This window comes from Vibrio sp. 811 (assembly GCF_033339195.1).
The window spans coordinates 111739-131159 of the sequence record NZ_JAWOUB010000002.1 but is presented as its reverse complement, the minus strand read 5'-3'; the positions used below and the strand labels follow the sequence as shown (position 1 = coordinate 131159).

At 42.9% G+C, this 19421-nt stretch carries 18 protein-coding genes; 16 read left to right on the top strand and 2 right to left on the bottom strand.

Annotated elements, in window-relative coordinates; translation table 11 throughout:
• Positions 1 to 2 precede the first annotated feature (2 nt).
• The 7 genes from R7Q46_RS04385 (at position 3) to R7Q46_RS04355 (ending at position 6993) form a co-directional block, all read left to right on the top strand.
• Complete coding sequence (locus tag R7Q46_RS04385; protein ID WP_064368370.1) at positions 3 to 1316, top strand: TolC family outer membrane protein; 1314 nt, start codon at positions 3 to 5, stop codon at positions 1314 to 1316.
• A complete protein-coding gene (locus R7Q46_RS04380) occupies positions 1309 to 1929 on the top strand; it encodes an OmpA family protein (protein ID WP_017634007.1) in 621 nt (206 codons plus the stop codon). The genes R7Q46_RS04385 and R7Q46_RS04380 overlap by 8 nt, the downstream gene beginning before the upstream one ends.
• Entirely contained in the window at positions 1919 to 2761 is an 843-nt protein-coding gene (locus R7Q46_RS04375) for a hypothetical protein (RefSeq protein ID WP_054576923.1), read from the top strand. The genes R7Q46_RS04380 and R7Q46_RS04375 overlap by 11 nt, the downstream gene beginning before the upstream one ends.
• Positions 2762 to 2938: 177 nt before the next feature.
• Positions 2939 to 3712, top strand: a complete 774-nt coding sequence (locus tag R7Q46_RS04370; protein ID WP_033905226.1) for a DeoR/GlpR family DNA-binding transcription regulator — start codon at positions 2939 to 2941, stop codon at positions 3710 to 3712.
• An 11-nt stretch (positions 3713 to 3723) separates the two neighbouring features.
• The gene (locus R7Q46_RS04365; protein WP_005377752.1) at positions 3724 to 4764 is read left to right on the top strand and encodes an oxidoreductase; all 1041 of its coding nucleotides are present in this window, start codon (positions 3724 to 3726) and stop codon (positions 4762 to 4764) included.
• Positions 4761 to 5231 carry a heme-degrading domain-containing protein gene (locus R7Q46_RS04360; protein WP_151514744.1) on the top strand — a complete coding sequence of 157 codons (471 nt, stop codon included), beginning with the start codon at positions 4761 to 4763 and terminating at the stop codon, positions 5229 to 5231. Before R7Q46_RS04365 ends, R7Q46_RS04360 begins: the two co-directional genes overlap by 4 nt.
• Before the next feature lie 184 nt (positions 5232 to 5415).
• A complete protein-coding gene (locus R7Q46_RS04355; protein ID WP_005389121.1) occupies positions 5416 to 6993 on the top strand; it encodes a sensor domain-containing diguanylate cyclase in 1578 nt (525 codons plus the stop codon).
• Between the two features lie 51 nt (positions 6994 to 7044).
• Here the strand turns inward: R7Q46_RS04355 and R7Q46_RS04350 are convergent, their stop codons facing one another.
• A complete protein-coding gene (locus R7Q46_RS04350; RefSeq protein ID WP_054574115.1) occupies positions 7045 to 7602 on the bottom strand; it encodes a DUF3750 domain-containing protein in 558 nt (185 codons plus the stop codon).
• A gap of 479 nt (positions 7603 to 8081) precedes the next feature.
• Here R7Q46_RS04350 and R7Q46_RS04345 point away from each other — a divergent pair, with 479 nt between their 5' ends.
• The 5 genes from R7Q46_RS04345 (at position 8082) to R7Q46_RS04325 (ending at position 12412) form a co-directional block, all read left to right on the top strand.
• Positions 8082 to 8444: a hypothetical protein gene (locus tag R7Q46_RS04345; RefSeq protein WP_017634013.1), complete on the top strand. Its 363-nt coding sequence runs from the start codon at positions 8082 to 8084 to the stop codon at positions 8442 to 8444.
• 35 nt (positions 8445 to 8479) lie between these two features.
• On the top strand, positions 8480 to 8944 hold the full coding sequence (locus R7Q46_RS04340; protein ID WP_017820619.1) for a GNAT family N-acetyltransferase: 465 nt from the start codon (positions 8480 to 8482) through the stop codon (positions 8942 to 8944).
• Between the two features lie 248 nt (positions 8945 to 9192).
• Complete coding sequence (locus tag R7Q46_RS04335) at positions 9193 to 10611, top strand: SLC13 family permease (RefSeq protein ID WP_104979129.1); 1419 nt, start codon at positions 9193 to 9195, stop codon at positions 10609 to 10611.
• Positions 10612 to 10614: 3 nt separating this feature from the next.
• Positions 10615 to 11952 (top strand): ATP-binding protein, encoded by a 1338-nt coding sequence (locus tag R7Q46_RS04330; protein WP_005389108.1) that lies wholly within the window; start codon positions 10615 to 10617, stop codon positions 11950 to 11952.
• Positions 11939 to 12412, top strand: a complete 474-nt coding sequence (locus R7Q46_RS04325; protein ID WP_005377744.1) for a response regulator — start codon at positions 11939 to 11941, stop codon at positions 12410 to 12412. Before R7Q46_RS04330 ends, R7Q46_RS04325 begins: the two co-directional genes overlap by 14 nt.
• Positions 12413 to 12520: 108 nt before the next feature.
• Here R7Q46_RS04325 and R7Q46_RS04320 read toward each other — a convergent pair whose 3' ends face one another.
• Positions 12521 to 14224: a putative bifunctional diguanylate cyclase/phosphodiesterase gene (locus tag R7Q46_RS04320; protein ID WP_005377743.1), complete on the bottom strand. Its 1704-nt coding sequence runs from the start codon at positions 14222 to 14224 to the stop codon at positions 12521 to 12523.
• Positions 14225 to 14711: 487 nt separating this feature from the next.
• On the opposite strand from R7Q46_RS04320, the gene R7Q46_RS04315 reads away from it, so the two are divergent.
• From R7Q46_RS04315 to R7Q46_RS04300, 4 genes are all read left to right on the top strand, one after another.
• Entirely contained in the window at positions 14712 to 15929 is a 1218-nt protein-coding gene (locus R7Q46_RS04315; protein WP_025766705.1) for an HD-GYP domain-containing protein, read from the top strand.
• Between the two features lie 202 nt (positions 15930 to 16131).
• Positions 16132 to 16755 carry a LysE family translocator gene (locus R7Q46_RS04310; protein ID WP_025766704.1) on the top strand — a complete coding sequence of 208 codons (624 nt, stop codon included), beginning with the start codon at positions 16132 to 16134 and terminating at the stop codon, positions 16753 to 16755.
• 212 nt (positions 16756 to 16967) lie between these two features.
• Positions 16968 to 18512: a YjjI family glycine radical enzyme gene (locus R7Q46_RS04305; RefSeq protein ID WP_318077325.1), complete on the top strand. Its 1545-nt coding sequence runs from the start codon at positions 16968 to 16970 to the stop codon at positions 18510 to 18512.
• Positions 18513 to 18534: 22 nt separating this feature from the next.
• Complete coding sequence (locus tag R7Q46_RS04300; protein ID WP_021033867.1) at positions 18535 to 19416, top strand: YjjW family glycine radical enzyme activase; 882 nt, start codon at positions 18535 to 18537, stop codon at positions 19414 to 19416.
• The last annotated feature ends 5 nt before the right edge of the window (positions 19417 to 19421 follow it).

The window sequence follows — 19421 nt, the reverse complement described above, 5'->3', positions numbered from 1 at the left end:
AGATGCGGCTTAAATCAACGTTATTGGTCTTGTTTGCAGTATCATCGTCGCCAAACGCTTTGACTTTAGAAGAGTCAGTTACGTTATCTCTCGATAGCTCCCCAAGTTTGCTTGCTCGCTATTCTCGCTATGAGTCGATGGTACGAGACCGAAATGCCATAAATGGTTCATTTCTTCCTCAGGTTAATTTGTATGCAGCAGCAGGGTACGAAGGTACTCGATATAACAACGGAAACTACATCGACAGTGAAGATAGAACATTAGAAAGAACGGAGATGGGCGTAAGAATCTCCCAACTGTTATTTGATGGATTTAAAACAAGTGCTGACGTTGATCGCTTATCTTACGAGGCTGAAGCTGAACGCTTGGGCTTATTGGCATCTGCGGAAAATGTCGCATTAGATACTGTCAGAGCGTATGTGGACGTTTTACATGCCCGAGAGTTGATGAAACTGACAGAAAGAAACCTAAGTGAACACCAAGAGATCTACCGTTTCATTCTAGATAAAAAAGAAAAAGGTTTAACCAGCAACTCCGACTTAGCGCAAGTTTCTTCGCGTGTCGCGACAACACAGTCCTCATTGATTGCCGCCCAAAACAATCTTTCCGATGCTAGAACAAGATTTGTACGTTTAGTTGGTCGAGCGCCGCAAAACTTAGTTGAGCCTGTTTACCCGCAGGAATTGCTTCCGAATAAGCTTGACGAAGCACTTAAACAAGCGGTTAGGTTGCACCCATCCATACAGTCGGCGATGAAAGATTTAGAGGCGGCTCGACATGAAGTAAAAAGAGAAAAGGGGGATTACTACCCAGAGCTCAAGCTTGAGCTGTCAGCCAACAAAACAGACAACGTGGATAATATTGAAGGCATTAACGAAGATGCAAAGGTTATGCTGACGGTCAACTACGATCTTTTTAACGGCTTTTCTACAGACTCCCGAGTGGAGTCATCCGCCTGGAGAGTAGAGGAGGCGAGGGCTATTCGAGCAAATGCAGAACTAGATGCGAATGAAGGTGTAAGGCTGGCATGGGACGCACATACATTGCTTCAACAGCAAATGGAGTTTTTAAAAGTCAACGTTGATGCGGCGAAAGTAACTGAATTAGGGTACATCCAGCAGTTCAATGTAGGGCGACGCAGTTTGTTAGATGTATTAGATGCCAAAGTTGAAACGTTTGTTGCGAGACGGAACTATACCCGAACAAAGTACGATCATTTGGTTGCCACTTACCGTTTATTCAACTCGATGGGGATTCTGACTTATGCGTTGCGAGTTGAGTATCCAGAGAACTGGAAGGAGAACAATAATGGATAAATTCGCAGTGACGAGTCTTCTAGTTTTCATGTTAGCAGGCTGTGCTGAATCACCGAATACGACGTTGACCACTTACCAGTACAACGACCTTAAAGACAATGATAGTGATGGCGTGATAAACCAACGAGATAACTGCGCAGATACGCCCAAAGGTGTGGTTGTTGACAGTGAGGGCTGTGCGAATTGGGTCAACGACTCGCAGACACACCTGATCAGCTTTTTCTTTGCGATGGATGAGCATCAGGTAACGCCATCTCATGATATGCCGCTAAGCGAGTTGAAAGCATTGCTTCAGAGTAACCCAAATGCGCAAGTCATACTGATAGGAGACACAAGCCCTGAAGCGTCACTCGAATACAACAAAGCGTTGGCAAAGAAAAGAACGGCAGCTATACGAAAATTGCTAGTGAGAAACGGCATTCAAGATAATCGAATTGAAGAGCAAGAGTTTTATCAGAATACGGCATTGACGGTACAACTAAAAAAACGGGAAAGGCGCACAATTGCTGTTGTAAACACGAAAGCTGAAAGTACTGAACAAGCGTGGACTATATTTAGTTCGGACAGCGAGTTGACACCTAACTCGAAGTTGGAGTTGAATTATGAAAATTAAAGTCTTGCCTTTCTTTGCTCTAACTTCATGTTTGATTTCACCGCTGGCATTTGCTGACTCTGAGGCTCGAACATCGATTTTTGTCGAACCAGAGATACTAGAAACGATAGAAACATTGATAGATGAGCCAAGTGTAAATGTAGCGCTTGCATCTCAGTCTGGTGGTTTTAACGACATGCTAAATGACGGAGCCTCTATTGCGATCACATCTAAGATATGGTCAGATGAAAACATCTCCCGATTTCAACGAGAAAGAGGCCACAGGCCTACACGTTTGTTTTTAATGGCAAACGCTATTGTCGTAATCAATAGTCAAAAGAGTACGGTAGATAGTGTTTCCGTTAGTGAATTGAAACGCTGTGATGCAAATACGTATGCTTTCGGGGAGATGCGTTTAAGTAACCCAGATGTGAGCTCTAATGGTTGTCAATCATCGATTCAAATGCTTGATGAAGACCGATTGAAACGGGCTTTAAGCGACGACTTTTCAGCCAAAGCTTATATGCGATACTCCGATTTTAAATACTCAGAACAGTGGTCGAGCTACAAGGCTCTCTCTGTTCATCATAACGATGACTCATGCTCTTTGAGCACAGATTGCATCTATTCTCTTCGCTATCCATTTTCCGTGGTCTATTACGTTTATATAAATAAACAATTCGACACTAATCAGAAGATCAAAAAATCAAAGCTATTTGAACTCCTTACAACCGACCACAATACACAACAGGTACGAAATGCTGGGTTTATTCCACTACCAAAAGCGCTTATTAAAAGAAATAGAGTGAAGTTAGGGCTAGATGAGCCAGTTGTTTTAAACGGGTATAAATAAACTTCATACGCCTAACTATGTGGGCTGAGTGAACGTACCGTCCTAGGAAGTTTTGCCTTGCTGCTCATTTATCTTTGGTTAACCTTTGGTCAATTGAGTTGGTTGTAAGTGGTTTTGTTGGTAATTTTTCTATTATTGTGGCAAATTCACTTAAAATCACTTAAGTGAATTTAAGTTATGACACAAGAAGAAAGACTCGTAGCACTCAGAGCGAAGCTGGAGCAGCAAAACAAAGTAACGTTGTCTGAAGTTTGTGAGTACTTTGGTATCTCGCGAGATTCAGCTCGCCGAGACTTAGTTAAGTTGAGTCAGCAACCTGGGTTACAAAGAATACGAGGTGGTGTCATGCTTGCGCCGATCTCTTCCCATACCGAGGCATACGCGAGTCGACCCGTGAGTGACGTTAAACATCGACTGGCTCAAGCTGCCGCAGCGTTGTTGGATGAGCGCGACCATCTTGTTATTGATACCAGCACCATTTTATCTCTGCTCCCACTCTATGCAGGAAAAGCACATTGTGGAGAAAACAAGCTCAACGTCGTTACTAACAGCATTGATGTGCTGACCGCTGCTGAGACAAACGACACAATGGACGTTTATTTCTTAGGCGGACACTTTGACCCTTATGCCAGAGCAGTTTTAGGGGCGCAAGCAGAGCAGCAAATGCAGCATTATCACGTGAACAAAGCGTTCATTGGCGTGTGTGCATTGTCATCCCGAGGGCTGACAACAAATAGTTTGTTAGAAGCAACAATGAAACAAGCGATGATTGCTCAAGCTCAGCAGGTCATCGTCGTTTGTGAATCCCGAAAAATTGGTAGCGACAATTTCCACCACGTATGTGATTTGTCAAAGATCGACATCATTATTACCGATCATCCTCCTCAATCAGATTTTCAACAACTCCTCGATCACAATGATATTGAATGTATTGTTGTGTCACCGAAATAAGGAATCTTAGAATGGCTTACGATCCCGTAAAAACCGCTGTGATTGGTTACGGATATTCAGCAAAAACGTTTCATTTACCCTTCATTAAAGCGCTACCAAATTTAACGCTGAGCGCGATAAGCTCGCGTCAACAGGAGGCGGTTCAAAATGATTGGCCAGATGCTAAGTGGTTTTCTGATGCGAATACTTTACTCGATGATAGTGATGCAGAGCTCGTAATCATTACTGCGCCAAATGACGTACATTACGAACTTGCAAAGCGTGCGTTGAACAATGGGAAACACGTCATCGTCGAAAAACCGTTTGTTACTCGTATAGAAGACGGTAATGAACTTATCGCCTTGGCGGAAGAGAAAGGTCTAGTGCTGAGCGTTTTTCACAATAGACGTTGGGATGGAGATTTTCTCACGGTTAAATCTCTTATCGAACAAGGTAAGTTAGGTGATATAAAGTTGTTTGAGTCACACTTTGACCGTTACCGCCCTGAAGTTCGTCAACGATGGCGAGAGCTAGCTCAAGATGGTGGTGGTATTCTATTCGACCTTGCTCCTCATCTTCTCGATCAAGCATTGGTGTTGTTTGGCTTGCCAGATGCGATAGACGCACAATGTCGAATGATGCGCCCGGGTGCGACAACGATTGATTATTACAACTTGATACTTCATTACCCTGAGCATATTGTGCACTTGCATTCAAACTTGTATAGCCCAGAGCCGAATCTCCGCTACAAAGTATTGGGTACGGAAGCTAAATATGAAAAGTTCGGATTAGATCCTCAAGAGGGCTACTTAAAAGAAGGCCGTTTGCCGGAAAACGATGCTTGGTCGGAAGAAGATGAGGCGTTATACGGCGTCCGTTACGACGAAGACGGTGCGCAAACTATCAAAACGGAGAGAGGCGCGTACCAAGCTTACTTTGTTGGTGTGGCAGATGCCATTCGTTTGGGCACTGATAACCCAGTTCCTGCCGCTCAGGCAGTACAGAATATCGCTCTGATTGAGATGGCATTGGAAAGCAGTAAAACGGGTAAAACGATTCAGGTGAAACCATGAGTTTGACGCTTGAACTCGTGGCCCTGCAAGAGCATGAACTTCAGTTGGCGGAATTTAATCACCATATTGCGTGGTCTATCGGCCTCGCTCTAAAAGAAGAGGCTGAAGCTCGCGGCGCGGCTGTTGCTATTGAGGTTTACGGCTTTGGACAAACGCTATTTCAATACGCGATGGCAGGAACCTGTGCTGATCATTTAGATTGGGTCCGTAGGAAGCGAAACTCAGTATTAAGGTATGGCCACAGCTCTTACTATCTTTCTATGTACAACAAGCAAAAGCAACGTGATTTCGAAAATCAGCCTCATCTCGATGCTCGTGAGTACTGCGCTCATGGTGGCGCGTTCCCAATTCGGCTTTCTGGGTCTGGTTTGGTTGGGGTTGTGACGGTATCGGGTTTACCGCAGTTAGATGATCATCAGCTAGTTGTGGATATATTAAAAACGATGACAGAGACAAAACCCTCTTAAACGCCAAATATGAAAGTAGCACGGTTCTTTATCGTGCTACTGAATTCTCTTTTTAGCTCATAAAGTGTTCTTTAATGTGAGCAAATATTAACATTGATCCCAACTTACTACCTGAAAATCAAATCAATTTCATATAACCTATACGCTCATTCATATAGAAAGCCTTCAAAGTTGGCCATTGGCAATGTCTTTTAGAAGAAAAGAAAAACTCAATCTTAGAAATCTTATTGTCACCCTATGTGTGTTCAGTGTGCTTGTCACTTTGATCAACGCATTCTACTCGATTTATCGTGTTCAAAGGGATCTCATCATCAATAACACGTTAGAATCAAACCGTGTTTACGCCCAAAAAATGTCTGAAATGACAGACTCTTTCATAGAAAGCTCAATGTCGCAGCTAAAATACAGTGCGAACGTGCTAAAAGACAAGATGCATGACGCTCAGCTTCTTGATAAAGAGGCTGAGAGATTAAGAACGCAAACCAAATCATTTAACTCTGTGGTTGTCGTTAATGCAAAAGGGGTTATTATTTCTGTATCCCCTGAAACACTTCAGGTGAAAGGTGTAAGGTTAGTGGGTGAAAGAAAACGCCAGTCTTTAAACGCTCAAGCACCGGTTGTTACTGAACCATTTATATCGCCAGCTGGAAATTACTTGTTAACCATCTCATACCCTATATTTTCTCAATCTAATGAATATTTAGGTTATATCGGCGGCACTATTTATCTAGAAAAAGAAAATATTCTTGCAGAGTTACTCAGCCAGCACGCATACAAAGATGGTTCTTTCCTTTACGTTGTCGATGAGAGTAACACTCTGATTTATCACCCAGATCAATCGAGAGTTGGTGAAGTAATCGACGATAATGAGGCAATCAAAGCGGTGACGATGGGGCAGAGCGGTAACAAAGAAATTGTTAACTCTCGCGGCGTCGAAATGCTTGCTGGTTATGCACCAGTAAAGTCATCAGGATGGGGAATTGTTGCTCAGCGCCCGAAATCGATGACGTTATCTGTGCTAGATGAACAGATGTGGAATGTTTTCCTTAAGTCGATTCCAATTGGTTTATTAACTTTGTTGCTAATTTGGTTCTTGTCCCTTCTTATTTCTAGACCACTTTGGCAGTTAGCGGGTGCTGTGCGAGGTGTCGAAGAACATTCATCATCTATCGATGATCTCAAACTGGTTAAGTCTTGGTATTTTGAGGTCTCACATTTGAAGCTTAGTTTTCTTAAAGCATTTGGTATCGTGTCAAAAACCATTGATAAGCTGCAACTGGATACATTAACAGATTCGATGACTGGATTATTGAATCGACGTGGATTAGATAAAGTTCTTGGTTTGTTTAAGCAGGAAAATACCGCGTTCTCTGTTTTGGCGCTAGATATTGACCACTTTAAGAGCGTAAACGATAACTATGGCCATGACGTGGGTGACAACTTACTTAGAGAGTTTGCGCAGTTAATGAAAGACCAAGCTCGCTCTAATGATCACCTGTGTCGTTCTGGCGGTGAAGAGTTTATGATGTTTTTGGAAAAAACAGACGTAAACCACGCTATGGATGTTGCAGAGCGTATTAGACACAATGTGGAACAACATGACTTTCAGGTGGTTGGTAAGGTCACGGTTTCGTTGGGCGTTTCTCACTGGAAAGGCAATGACACACCAATTGAAGCGGTAATGAAAGACGCCGATAATGCACTGTATAAAGCGAAACATAATGGAAGAAATAGAACGGAGTTGGGTGACGACGCACAATAGATATTGCGCTTTATGCTGAACATAAAACGAGCCAGTGACTAACCTTTGCTGTTAATCGCTGGCGTAACCGCTACCAATTGCGCGAAACGGCAAGTTTAGCTCTAACTCTGGAATTTGTTTACCCACCCAAGCCGGAAATGTATTGCTATTTGGCCCTGGAAACAGCGTATATTCTTCAGCCCAAGGGTATTGGTTAATAACACTTTGTATTTTAGGGATAAGCTGGCGGGCCTTTTCACCTTGTATGGAGAGGATCTTTTCTGGTTTTGCACCATACCAATATCGATCTGGCGTCCCAGTTTGGTACTGATATAGAGCGGGTTGTCCGCGATTCACTCTCCAGCCGACTACTTCATACACTGTATATTCGTTCGCATTTTCAGGCTTTATTGCAAACCATGTATGAACAGCAAACCAGCCTCGCCAACCAAACGCATCTGCGGCGTAAAACTCAATCACAGCATGCTTAACATTAGAAGGGTCGGGTGCGATACCCGCAGGTTCTCTGCTAGCAGTACGCCAATCTCCTTGAGTGCATCCACCCAGCATAACCGCGATTGACATGAACCCAATTTTTACAAGGTGAGTAAAGTTGAGAAGGTCTTTCATTTATTGCTCCTAGACCAACCGATGTTGGTAACGCTCTACTGATTTTAGCTATAAAAACGTGGCAAGCCTGATTGTTGAAATCCTCTCCTTATTAAAAGAGAGAGGGAAGTTAGTGCCATAATTCCAGTTCATACGTAATAATAAGGTAAGCCGATTTGTAACATGTGGCATAGACGATGCCGTATTTCTCGAACGATTCGTCTAGTTGCGTATGAAAAAGTAAGAGGTTGTATGTATTCCTTACACGACCACATGAATTAAAAGCATTAAAAAACAGAGGTTTACAGTGGATTTTGACTGATTGAGTGAGTTTGGGACCCTCACATTGTCTCACATTTGCTTGTTTTGGGCGGAATTTTCATCGCTCATCTTTTTGCGCGTTTAGAGTCAGCGTTCAGCTATGGCACAATAGGCGCTCACAGAACAAGTGCTGTTTGGTCATGCAAATAGCAGAAAAATAACTAGAAATAGAATAATTAATGTTTAAATCAAAAAGTATACTCGCATTAAGCATGTTCGCATTTGGCTGTTTTGCCAATCAAGATAGCGAACCAACGTCCGTTGTGCTGAACTATGGTGATTCCTCCATCAGTACTGATATTCAAGCCAATCGAAAATTTCATGTTGTCCGAGACAATGAAAGTGAGCACGTAGAATTTTCCGGCGGAATCACAAAGGAGTATTCCGATTATATTGTGAATATTCATATCATAAGAAAAAGCAATATACGCAGATCAAGCCGTGAGCTGAATACTACCGTATTGATGAACAGTGATCAGATTGGGAAGCCTTTAGTGATTGGCATTGAAAATGATGAGTTCACTAGTATCACTTTGCGTTAATGCTTAGTATTTATTGAATAGGAATGAGGAAATTGATGCTCTCAATACGCTGTTATCGCACCGAGGATGCCCCAACACTGTGGGCACTCTTTTACCATACTGTGCGAATCATTAATCGTCGCGATTATACGGAATCACAAGTTTCCGCTTGGGCACCATCAGATTTTGACCTCGATGTGTGGCAACGAAAAATGGACGATATTCAACCATACGTCGCGGAGATAGAAGGGCAGGTCGTTGGCTATTGTGATTTGCAAGGTGACGGCTTGATTGATCATTTCTTTTGCCATCATGAATACCAAGGACAAGGTGTTGGTCGTGATTTGATGTCTTTTCTTTTTTCACAGGCGAAAGTACAGGGGATAAAACGACTGTATTCTGAAGTGAGTATTACCGCCCGACCTTTTTACGAGAAAATGGGTTTCACAGTTAAGTCTCGACAACGTGTTGAGGTTAGGGGAGAAACCTTAACTAACTTTATGATGGAAAAGTATATTTAACTTAAATAGTGAGCATTTAGTGAGCTTGAACACAGATATAAAATGTTTTCCAATGTGAAAACGAGTTCATTGATCTCGCACCAACGTTTTGTTTGAAAACAGTGTACATAATCTTCTCTGGAACGCCATTACCGCATTTCGTCTCTGAAGGCTTAAAAACAGTCTGAAAGTTTTGGTTTTGCGGCGGGTAATAGCGTTCCAAACGCCAAATGTGTCTGGCTAACCATCTCAGGAAGAGAAGTAGTACTATGCGCCCTTATCTCAAATACGTTGTTCCAACATTGATACCATTGCTTGTTTGGTTAATGCCTCTCTCTGCGTTCCCATTTGATGGCATTACTATCGTCCAGCAAAGAGTGATTGCAATCTTCTTGCTTGCCGCACTTTGCTGGGTATTCGAGCCAATTCCAATCTACGCCACTTCGGTTGTGATCATTGTCCTAGAGCTATTGCTTGTATCAAATAAAGGTATTGTGCTCTTTCGTTTGCAAGAAGGGCTGCCACATTTTGGTGAGCTATTACAATATAACGAGATAATGGCGACCTTCGCTAGTCCGATTATCATGCTCTTCCTCGGCGGTTTCTTTTTGGCTATGGCGGCGACAAAGTACAGGTTAGATGTCAACTTAGCCCGAGTGTTACTCAAACCATTTGGACAAAAACCAAAGTTCGTTATGCTGGGGTTGATGCTGATCACAGCTGTTTTTTCCATGTTTATGTCAAACACCGCAACAACAGCGATGATGTTGTCCATTTTAACCCCTGTGATAGCAGTTTTCGGGCCTAAAGACCCAGGTCGAATTGCATTCGCTTTGTGTATTCCTGTTGCGGCCAACATTGGTGGCATTGGTACTCCAATCGGCACGCCACCGAATGCCATCGCCCTAAAATATTTGGTTGGTGACAACTTAATTACGTTTGGTGAATGGATGGTATTTGGTGTGCCATTCGTTATTGTGATGATGGCGTTAGCCTGGTTTCTGATTGGCTTTTTATATAAAGCCGAACAAACCACCATCGATCTGAACATTAAAAGCAAGTTTTTGAAAACACCCAAAGCAATAATGGTTTACGTCACCTTTGCCGGCACGATTATTCTTTGGTTGATGGGGTCTGCACATGGAATGAATTCTTACACAGTAGCATTAATTCCGGTCGCAGTGTTCTCATTGACGGGCATCATCAACAAAGAAGACTTGAAGAAAATCTCTTGGGATGTGCTTTGGTTGGTGTCAGGCGGTATTGCTCTGGGCCTTGCTCTAGATAAAACCGGGCTTGCGAAGCTGGTGGTACACAGCATTCCGTTTGATCAGTTCTCGCCATATGTTGTCTTGTTTGGTGCGGCTTTCTTGTGCTTGTTAATGGCAAACTTTATGTCGCATACAGCCACCGCAAACTTGCTGATGCCGATTATGGCTGCGCTGGGTACTTCTATGGCTTCGCTAACGCCTCTCGGCGGTGAAGTTACTCTGATCTTGGTCGTGACATTTGCTGCTTCACTCGGTATGTCGTTACCAATCAGTACGCCACCAAACGCGTTAGCTCATGCAACAGGGCATGTCGAGAGCGGCCAAATGGCTCGTATCGGTGCCGTGCTAGGCGTGATTGGCGTATTACTCAGCTTTGTGATGGTGTGGATTTTACATACTGTTGGGCATATTGGATAACCCATGTACGAAACGAAGTTAGACGCGTTAGTACAACGCTACTTTAATCACCTTGAACGCCGATTAACGGTTTTATCCGGGTCGGTGCTTATTGAGCAAGCTGGCTACAACGATCGCTTGTACTATGTGCTTTCGGGAGAGCTGGCGGGCTATTACGCGGAAGATGACAAGAAACCGATTCAGGTATTTTCTGCGTCTCAAGGTGCGTTTATTGGCGTACATAGTTTCTTTTCTGGTACGTGGACTGCCTCTTCGACAGTGATTGCTCAAACAGATGTTGAATTGGCTTGGATACAGCGTGATACGCCTGCCGTGGAAGAGGCGACATACGGACCATTGACGACACAATTTATGCCTGTGATGGTTAACGAATTATCTCGTCGTCAACGGCGCGCAATGCAAGAGGCATTGGCTAAAGAAAAAGCACTACAAAAGCTTCATACCGCAGAGCAAATGACAACGTTGGGGCAGCTTGCAGCGGGTATTGCTCATGAGTTGAACAATGCGATAGGCGTTGTAAGCAGTAAATCAGAACGGCTAGAGACAGTTATCATGGAACTGCTTGAAGAAGTTCATCCGGAAGCGAGTCAATTTTTTGATTTTGGTTTAATGCAAGGGCAGAAAGTCTCTTCTAGCGAAGCGAGAAAGCGGGGGCGTCACTTCGAAAAATACTACGGTTTAACCAAGGAGGTTGCTCGTGATCTTGCACGTGCCGTTCCAAATAACTTCCTTTCAGAACATTGGCTAAAAAGACCAGAAGAAGCGATACGTTTCTGGCAAATGGGGCGAGATCTCCATGACTTACGCATCGCTTCTAAACATACCGTTGGCATTGTGCGATCCGTAAAACAATTGGGGCGCACGGATATCGACTTGGATGAAGCGATTAACATCAATGATTCAATCAATCGCGCCTTGGCTCTATTGCAAAGTGACTTAAGACGAGTGAGTGTTCGTTTTAGCCCTGCGGATTTACCTGCTTTTATTGGTTCTCAAACCGAACTCGTCCAAGTTTGGGTAAATATCTTAAAGAATGCGTGCGATGCACTTGGTGAAACGGAGAAACCCGGTATCGAAATACATACTCGGGAGAGTAAGGGTAAAATTTTGGTCACGATTGCTAACAACGGACCAGAAATTGATGAAGCGACACGTAGAAAAATTTTCCGGCCAAACTTCACCACTAAAAAGGGGGGCTTGTCGTTTGGTTTAGGGTTAGGTCTGTCGATTGTAAAGCGCATTATCGCCGGATATAACGGCTCTATTGTGGTAAAGAGCGACAGTGAAAAAACGATTTTTAGAATCAAGTTACCAGTAGAGGGTGAACATGGAGAAGCTTAATGTAATTTGCGTTGATGACCAACGAGAGGTACTAAGCGCGGTTCTACAAGATTTAGAGCCGTTAAATCAATGGTTGAATGTCGAAGACTGCGAATCAGCAGGTGAGGCTCTAGAACTGATGGATGAATTTGATGCAGAAGGCGAGATGATCGCATTGATTATTTCCGATCATGTGATGCCAGGTAAAACGGGAGTAGAACTGCTGACCGATGTATCAAAAGACGGTCGTTTTGGCTTTACGAGGAAAGTGCTTCTTACCGGGCAAGCGACGCACACCGATACGATTAATGCGATCAACTCCGCAGGCATTGACCGCTACTTTGAAAAACCATGGCAAGCAAGCCAATTAATAGAGTGTGTTAGAAACTTGGTGACCCAATATATCTTTGATGTGGGCTTAGATTACACTCAGTATCACGAGCATTTAGATCAGAGTGTGGTGTTTGAACGTCTACGTTAATCGGGGGACATTAAGCTTGTTTTCGTCACGGCCAGTTAGTGTCTGAAATCTATAGTGAATAGTTCAGCATGTTTAACGTGGCCGTGCGGGAATATTGCTCTAGTATGCTTAACTCAACGAATAGCGGCTTGCACTGGCAACAGAAAGTGGCTTAGAGAACCAATAACCTTGCAGATAATCGACGCCCATTTCGGTAAAAAATTCACACATTTTGGCGTCTTCAATTCCCTCAATCACTACTTCAATATTATTTTCCTGGCACATAGTGATAAGAAACTTCAGATATTCTTGTGAAGAGCGGTTGGTTAGTGTTTTCCACGCCATCGACCTATCAATTTTGATTTGTGTCATCGGGAGGTCGAAGAAGCTATTTAATGAACTGTAACCAGATCCAAAGTCATCCAGAGAGAGTGCAAATCCTAGTTCCCTGAGGGTATTCAGAGGGGCAATGGCTGTCTGATTATTATCCAAAATAAACGTTTCTGTTAGTTCCAACACAATAGACTCAGGATCGACACCAACCTCATCCGCCATGGCTTTAATTCGCGCAGGGAATTCACTGTTCATTAACTGAAGTACAGAAACATTCACGTTGACACGAACTTGGTTTTGGTAACGCTCACGGTAGTTTTTGATAAATTCACACGCTTTGGCAAAGACTTGATATCCGAGTTCGACAATCAAACCTTTGTTCTCTGCCACGGGGATGAATTCGTCTGGATAAATTTCGCCAAACTCTTTGCTACGCCAGCGAACCAGAGATTCGAAGCTCACTACTTTTGAGCTTTTGGCGTCAATAATTGGCTGAAACTTAACGCTTAATGTCTGTTTTTCTAGTGCACTTTTTAGACCTTGTTCAATAAAGAAATAACGGTCTACGGCATGCTGAGTTTTCTCACTGTAAACCGCAACACGGTCTTTATTCTGCTCGCTTGCGTACTGACAAGTTCGTGCTGCTTTACGCAATATTTCCTCTGCTGAGTGACTTGGATCTATGCAAGGATACAAACCAATACTAATGTTACTTCCTAAGTATTGGCCCTCTTCAATCACTGCCTCGTGGTAGGTTTCCTTTAAACTTTCGGCATAACTTTGCAGCGTTTCTACCGAGCATTCATCGTGAATCAAAATCGCAAAGTCATCATCATGTACGCGATATACAGAACTATTTGGAGAAGGTAGGTGACTGAGAGTTTGTAGCAATTTTTCCACTAACCCATCGACCAACTCGCTGCCATATTGATTTAAGTAAGATTTAATCTCTTCTATCTGAATGTAACAGATAGATGCACAAGAATCGGTGGCTCGCACACTATCTTCAATATCCAGCAAGAGATGGGCGCGATTAGCCATACCTGACGCATTGTCATGAAATGCGACTTGATGAATGTAGCTTTCCATCAGCTTGCGTTCAGAAATATCACGGTGGCTACCAACCATATAATGACCATGTTCTGTTTCTTTGGTCATGGCTACGCCTTCAATCCAGACGTACTGTCCATTGGGTTTACGCACGCGGTAGGTCGTTGTGACCCTCGTGTTGTTGGTAATGATGTGAGCATCGACCCGAGTGGAGAGTCTTTCTCGATCGAGAGGGTGAACAAGGTCTAACCATTGCTCTAAGCTGATTCGACCAGCGTTGATACCAAGCTGCTCATAAAAGCCCTTGTTATAAAATACCATGGTGCCAAACTCATCCATGTAAAAGAGGCCTTCGTTAAATACATCGAAGATATGAATGAATCGTTCTTCGACGATTTTTAGGAACTCTCGGTCACTATCTGAGACTTGTTGGTCAAATATGGTGGTCAAGATATTTCCTCCTCGAGCCTTTTAGCATCAGAGATGAGTGTTGGGGTTGATAACATAGAGTTGATCTGCTGGCGTACATTACAATCACAAAAGTGTCAGTTCAAATTGTTTGGCTATCATTTTATGCGCTACTAGGTTAATAACATACTAAGATTAGGCGGCTAATCATCGACATTTATAAAAAATAGTCAACAGTAAAAATCATTTATAAAATACAGTTATTGATGCCGTCCGCAATCTATAAATATTTATGAATAATTATCCTAAAGTTATTTTCAGTTGTGTCGGTATCAATGTGCTGTTTTCTAACGTCATTTGTATATATGTTATCTTGGATAAAACCATAATAACAAAAAGGACTTAATGAGCGCGACCGATTATTAATTGACAGGATGCTCATTAATTGTAATCAATTCAAATTTATTATCACGCCAAGTAATCAAATCTCTTATAATGCGGACGTTAATATCGAGTAAGCCTTCTTTATATGCAGTACGATCCGAAAAATTCAATCAAAATTGCGCTCGCTGATATCGGCGTTGGTATGTTTGTTACCGCGATAGAGCACAACAAGCGCGTCAATTTAGCCAATGCAGGGCGGATATCTAGCCCTGAAGGCATTAAGAAGCTTGCTACAAGTGGCGTAAAGTATGTTTGGGTAGATCAAACATTATCTTCGCAGCAGTGTGTCTTCAAGCCTGTAGATGAATCAACTGATGCCACTAAAGAGACGCGAGAGCAGAAACACTCCGATTTTAAGAGGGGTCAACGAACTTATCGTTCGAGAGACATCCAACACAAGCGAGCCAAAAAGCTGATCGCCGAAGCAAAAGATTTGGCGCAGAAACTATTGAATCAAACTTTTGAAGGAAAAATCATTGAAGTTGATGAAGTAGAAGCTTGGGCTGACGATGTCATTGAAAGTGTTTTGATTGACTCAGATGCGTTGCAGTGTGTCTCTGCACTCCGAAAAAAAGACTCTTACTTATTGGAACACTCCGTCAATGTCGCTTGTCTTTTAGTGTCATTCGGTAAGTACTTGGGCTTGGATAAGCCAACGCTAAAACAGCTTGCTGTAGGTGGCATTATTCATGATGTAGGTAAAATTAAAGTCGATGATAAGATCTTGCACAAGCCAGCGAAGCTAACGCCTGAAGAATTTGAACATATGAAGCTACATCAAGTGTTCGCAGGTGAGATAATCCTTCACGTAAAAGGACTTAGTGACGTAAGCCGTGATGTTTGTTTGATGCACCACGAGAAGTTAGATGGCAATGGTTATCCTAGAGGCTTGAAGGGGGAGGAGATTCCAATTCACGGCCGTATGAGCTGTATTGTAGATATCTACGATGCGCTAACGGCTGATCGCTGTTACAAAAAAGGCATGAGTTCTGCGGAAGCGTTTAAAATCTTGTTGAGTCTAACGCCATTTCATTTAGACGCCGACTTAGTTTACAAATTCATTAATTGCATTGGGATGTACCCCGTCGGCTCCATTGTCGAGTTGAACGATGGGCGTGTTGGTATTGTTTGGTCTTCAAATGAATCTCAAGCATTAAAGCCAGAAGTGAAATGTTTCTACTCCCGCAAGTATAAACGATACATTGATGTCACGATGGTGGATTTAAAAACGAGTGCGTACAAAATTGAAAGAGCGATCGCGCCTTCATCGTTAGAGATCGATCCTAAGCCTTTTTATGATTAAGAGAAATAGATAAGCTTATACAACAGGCTTTACATCCTTGCATGTAGATCGTATTTTATTTGCATAACTATCTATTAATTTTTTCTAAGTTGTTTAGATGCAAGATGGTTATTAAGACCTCGGCTTCATGGATAGAAACCGGGCGATAAAATAGTTCTATACACAATGGGCTATAAACCTCATTTTGCTGGAAGGGATGCCAATGCAAATAGATACATGGATTTTTTACACTCTTGCTATTCTCGTGCTCACAGCTTCACCAGGACCAAGCTCACTGTTGTGTTTAAGTAAAGGAGTGAGTAGTGGGTTTCGTATTGCTTTCATGACTGCGCTTGGCAGTTTGTCTGCGATTACGATCATCCTTACGCTCTCATTTACCGGGCTGGGAGTTGTCATTGCTTCATCTGAGTTAGTTTTTAATATTATCAAATGGTGTGGCGCCGCTTATTTAATCTGGTTAGGTATTCAAGCGTTGCGCTCATCTCAGACAGATTTTAATAAAACGGCAACGACTCAAAGTTCCGCGACAGCGTTTAGCGCGTTCACTAGTGGTTTCATTGTTGGCGCTAGTAATCCCAAAGCGATAGTCTTTTTCACCGCTTTGTTTCCTCAATTCATAGAACCTTCCGCACCGCTACTGTCTCAATACGCGATTTTCGCGTCTACATTTGTGGTTTTTGAGCTTAGCTGGCTAACATTTTATGCATTGTTAGGGGTAAAAGCCTCCGATTGGTTGTTTGTCGCTGGAAGAGCGAAGTTGTTTAATCGTTTGACTGGGGGAGTATTTATTGGTGCAGGCGTGATGTTGTCGACGGCAAACCGATAAATAAGACAGACTTCGGTACGCAGTTAGGTTTTCCCATATAGTAAGTGGGAATGCGCTAATTTAGCTTTGTCTTATTTCCAGAATGGAAATAGACGTTTTGTTTATTTTCATTAGTGGCAACAGCCAAGCAGGAGTAAAATCACGTTACTCTTTAGGGGTAGAGCTCGTATTTTGTCTTGTGGGCTTGTGGTTACTTTGTAGGAATATCTTAGATGACAAGCCTTTCTAAACTACAACAACGTTTTCTAGATATCGCGACCGACGTCCGTCTTTCTCCAAAACAGAAGTCGAGTTTTTTAGCTTTAGAGGCTGAAGCGTGCATTCCTTACATGACCGTATCTCCATCACTGAGACAAGCAATGGATGAAGGCATCATCTGCGATATGTTTGAAGGTCATGCACCGTTTAAACCTCGCTATGTGTTGCCTGATTACGCTAAATTTCTATCGCAAGGCTCAGACTATTTAGAGTTGTCTCCGGCTGATGATTTCGATGATGCGTTGAACATGCTGACCATCATTTACCATCATGTTCCTTCGGTAACGAACATTCCGGTTTACTTAGGCCAGTTAGATGATGTCTTGTTGCCTTACATAGGCGACCTAACAGAGAGCCAGATTTACAAAAAGTTAAAACATTTTTGGATCATGCTGGATCGCACATTGCCAGATGCGTTTATGCATGTGAATGTCGGACCGACAGACAACATTATTTGTCGCACTGTTTTAAAAGTAGATGCGGAGCTCAAGCAGATCGCACCGAATCTCACCTTTATGTACGACGAGACAGTTACACCTGATGATTTACTTCGTCAAGCGACACAGAACATTTGTGAATGCAGTAAACCGCATATCGCCAATTACCCAATGCACACGAAAGCCTACAACGGCTCACGCTTTGGTATTGTAAGTTGTTACAACTCGCTTCCATTAGCAGGTGGCTCGAACACATTGGTGCGAATGAATTTAAAAGAAGTTGCAAAACGAGCATCAGACTGTAACGACTTCTTAAACAGTGCGTTGCCTTCTTACCATCGATTAATGGTCGAGCTCATAAACGCAAGAAGCACGCACTTGCATGAAAAATCGAACTTCTTTCAAGGCTTTTTGACGCAAGAAGGGTTGATAAAAGAGTCCTATTTCGCGCCAATGTATGGCGTTTACGGCATGGCCGAAGCGGTAAACCTTCTATTTGAAAAAGAAGGGCAAATAGGGCGATACGGAAAAAATGATCGAGCAAATACTTTTGCTCATGATGTTTCAGCAACACTGGCTAAACTGGTGGACTCAACCCCGGTGAAATATGGTTTAGATGGCAAAGCGCTCTTACATGCACAAGGCGGCATTAGCTTAGATCATGATGTTACGCCAGGTGTACGTCTGCCTTATGGTGCAGAGCCAGACCCTGTCACTTATGTACAAGCAACGGCGAAGCATCATCAGTATTATCGTGCGGGTATCAGCGATATTTTGACGATTGATGAAACGGTGAAATCTAACCCAGAAGCGATGTTCAATTTATGTAAAGGGGCACTAAATGCTGGTTATCGTGAGTTTACCGCGAATGTCACTTCAAATGACTTAATTCGCGTGACAGGCTACATGATCAAACTTTCAGATGTCGCGAAATATGATAAAGAAGGTTCGAGAACCAACACGACGTGTCTAGGTGCAGAAGCAGCAAAAAATACCAAAATTTTAGAACGCTCGCCACGTGTGGTGAGTCATGAAGTAACACCGACTTACACGCAGGCATAAGTTCGGTTTAGGAAAGAACAAGATGTCTAGACGAAGTGGAAGCCTTTTGGCAAAAGTCACTCGTATCCTTCCTTTCTCTTGTGTTGATGGGCCAGGAAATCGTCTAGTCATCTTTCTACAGGGTTGTAACTATCAGTGTTTGAACTGCCACAATCCTCACACGATAAACCATTGTAATCATTGTGGTGAGTGTGTGAGTGAATGTTCAGCAGGCGCATTGAAGTTCGACGAAAACAACAACGTTGTTTGGCTTAAAGAGGAGTGCACCCACTGCGATCATTGTATAGAGATATGTCAGAACCAATCTAATCCAAAAATTACTGACTACTCTGTAGTAACAATGCTCGATTTGATACGCAAGCATCGCTTTTTCATCAGTGGTGTTACAGTATCCGGTGGGGAATCTACCTTACAACTTCCTTTCATTATTGAGCTGTTTAAAGGGATAAAACAAGATCCTGAATTACGGCACCTCTCTTGTTTCATCGACAGTAACGGTTCTTTAGCGGTTGCTGGTTGGCAGCGTATTCTACCTTTTCTGGATGGCGCAATGATCGATTTGAAAGCGTGGCAGACGGAGACGCATCAGTGGCTAACTGGGCGTGATAATCATCGTGTATTTAAAACCCTTCAGTACCTTGTTGAGCACGAAAAATTGTACGAGGTCCGCTTACTGCATATTCCCCAAAAAAGTGATTTAGATATAGAAATCGTAGCAATTGGACGTTACTTGAGTACTCTTCCTGAATCGGTGCTTATCCGTTTAAATGCCTTTCAGCATCACGGAGTAGTGGGGGAGGCGTTAACTTGGGATATGTGCTCTCATCATGATATCGAACGCTTAAAATCAGAGCTTCGATGCTACGTGAGTAACCCTATCACAGTGCCGACAGTACTTACGTAGTACCG

Bases quoted from the DNA above. Each gene is read 5' to 3' on its own strand.
- R7Q46_RS04330 (WP_005389108.1), top strand. From the start codon at position 10,615: ATGTACGAAACGAAGTTAGACGCGTTAGTACAACGCTACTTTAATCAC.
- R7Q46_RS04335 (WP_104979129.1), top strand. From the start codon at position 9,193: ATGCGCCCTTATCTCAAATACGTTGTTCCAACATTGATACCATTGCTT.
- R7Q46_RS04375 (WP_054576923.1), top strand. From the start codon at position 1,919: ATGAAAATTAAAGTCTTGCCTTTCTTTGCTCTAACTTCATGTTTGATT.
- R7Q46_RS04305 (WP_318077325.1), top strand. From the start codon at position 16,968: ATGACAAGCCTTTCTAAACTACAACAACGTTTTCTAGATATCGCGACC.
- R7Q46_RS04370 (WP_033905226.1), top strand. From the start codon at position 2,939: ATGACACAAGAAGAAAGACTCGTAGCACTCAGAGCGAAGCTGGAGCAG.
- R7Q46_RS04310 (WP_025766704.1), top strand. From the start codon at position 16,132: ATGCAAATAGATACATGGATTTTTTACACTCTTGCTATTCTCGTGCTC.
- R7Q46_RS04355 (WP_005389121.1), top strand. From the start codon at position 5,416: ATGTCTTTTAGAAGAAAAGAAAAACTCAATCTTAGAAATCTTATTGTC.
- R7Q46_RS04385 (WP_064368370.1), top strand. From the start codon at position 3: ATGCGGCTTAAATCAACGTTATTGGTCTTGTTTGCAGTATCATCGTCG.
- R7Q46_RS04350 (WP_054574115.1), bottom strand. From the start codon at position 7,602: ATGAAAGACCTTCTCAACTTTACTCACCTTGTAAAAATTGGGTTCATG.
- R7Q46_RS04365 (WP_005377752.1), top strand. From the start codon at position 3,724: ATGGCTTACGATCCCGTAAAAACCGCTGTGATTGGTTACGGATATTCA.
- R7Q46_RS04300 (WP_021033867.1), top strand. From the start codon at position 18,535: ATGTCTAGACGAAGTGGAAGCCTTTTGGCAAAAGTCACTCGTATCCTT.
- R7Q46_RS04360 (WP_151514744.1), top strand. From the start codon at position 4,761: ATGAGTTTGACGCTTGAACTCGTGGCCCTGCAAGAGCATGAACTTCAG.
- R7Q46_RS04315 (WP_025766705.1), top strand. From the start codon at position 14,712: ATGCAGTACGATCCGAAAAATTCAATCAAAATTGCGCTCGCTGATATC.
- R7Q46_RS04340 (WP_017820619.1), top strand. From the start codon at position 8,480: ATGCTCTCAATACGCTGTTATCGCACCGAGGATGCCCCAACACTGTGG.
- R7Q46_RS04325 (WP_005377744.1), top strand. From the start codon at position 11,939: ATGGAGAAGCTTAATGTAATTTGCGTTGATGACCAACGAGAGGTACTA.
- R7Q46_RS04345 (WP_017634013.1), top strand. From the start codon at position 8,082: ATGTTTAAATCAAAAAGTATACTCGCATTAAGCATGTTCGCATTTGGC.
- R7Q46_RS04380 (WP_017634007.1), top strand. From the start codon at position 1,309: ATGGATAAATTCGCAGTGACGAGTCTTCTAGTTTTCATGTTAGCAGGC.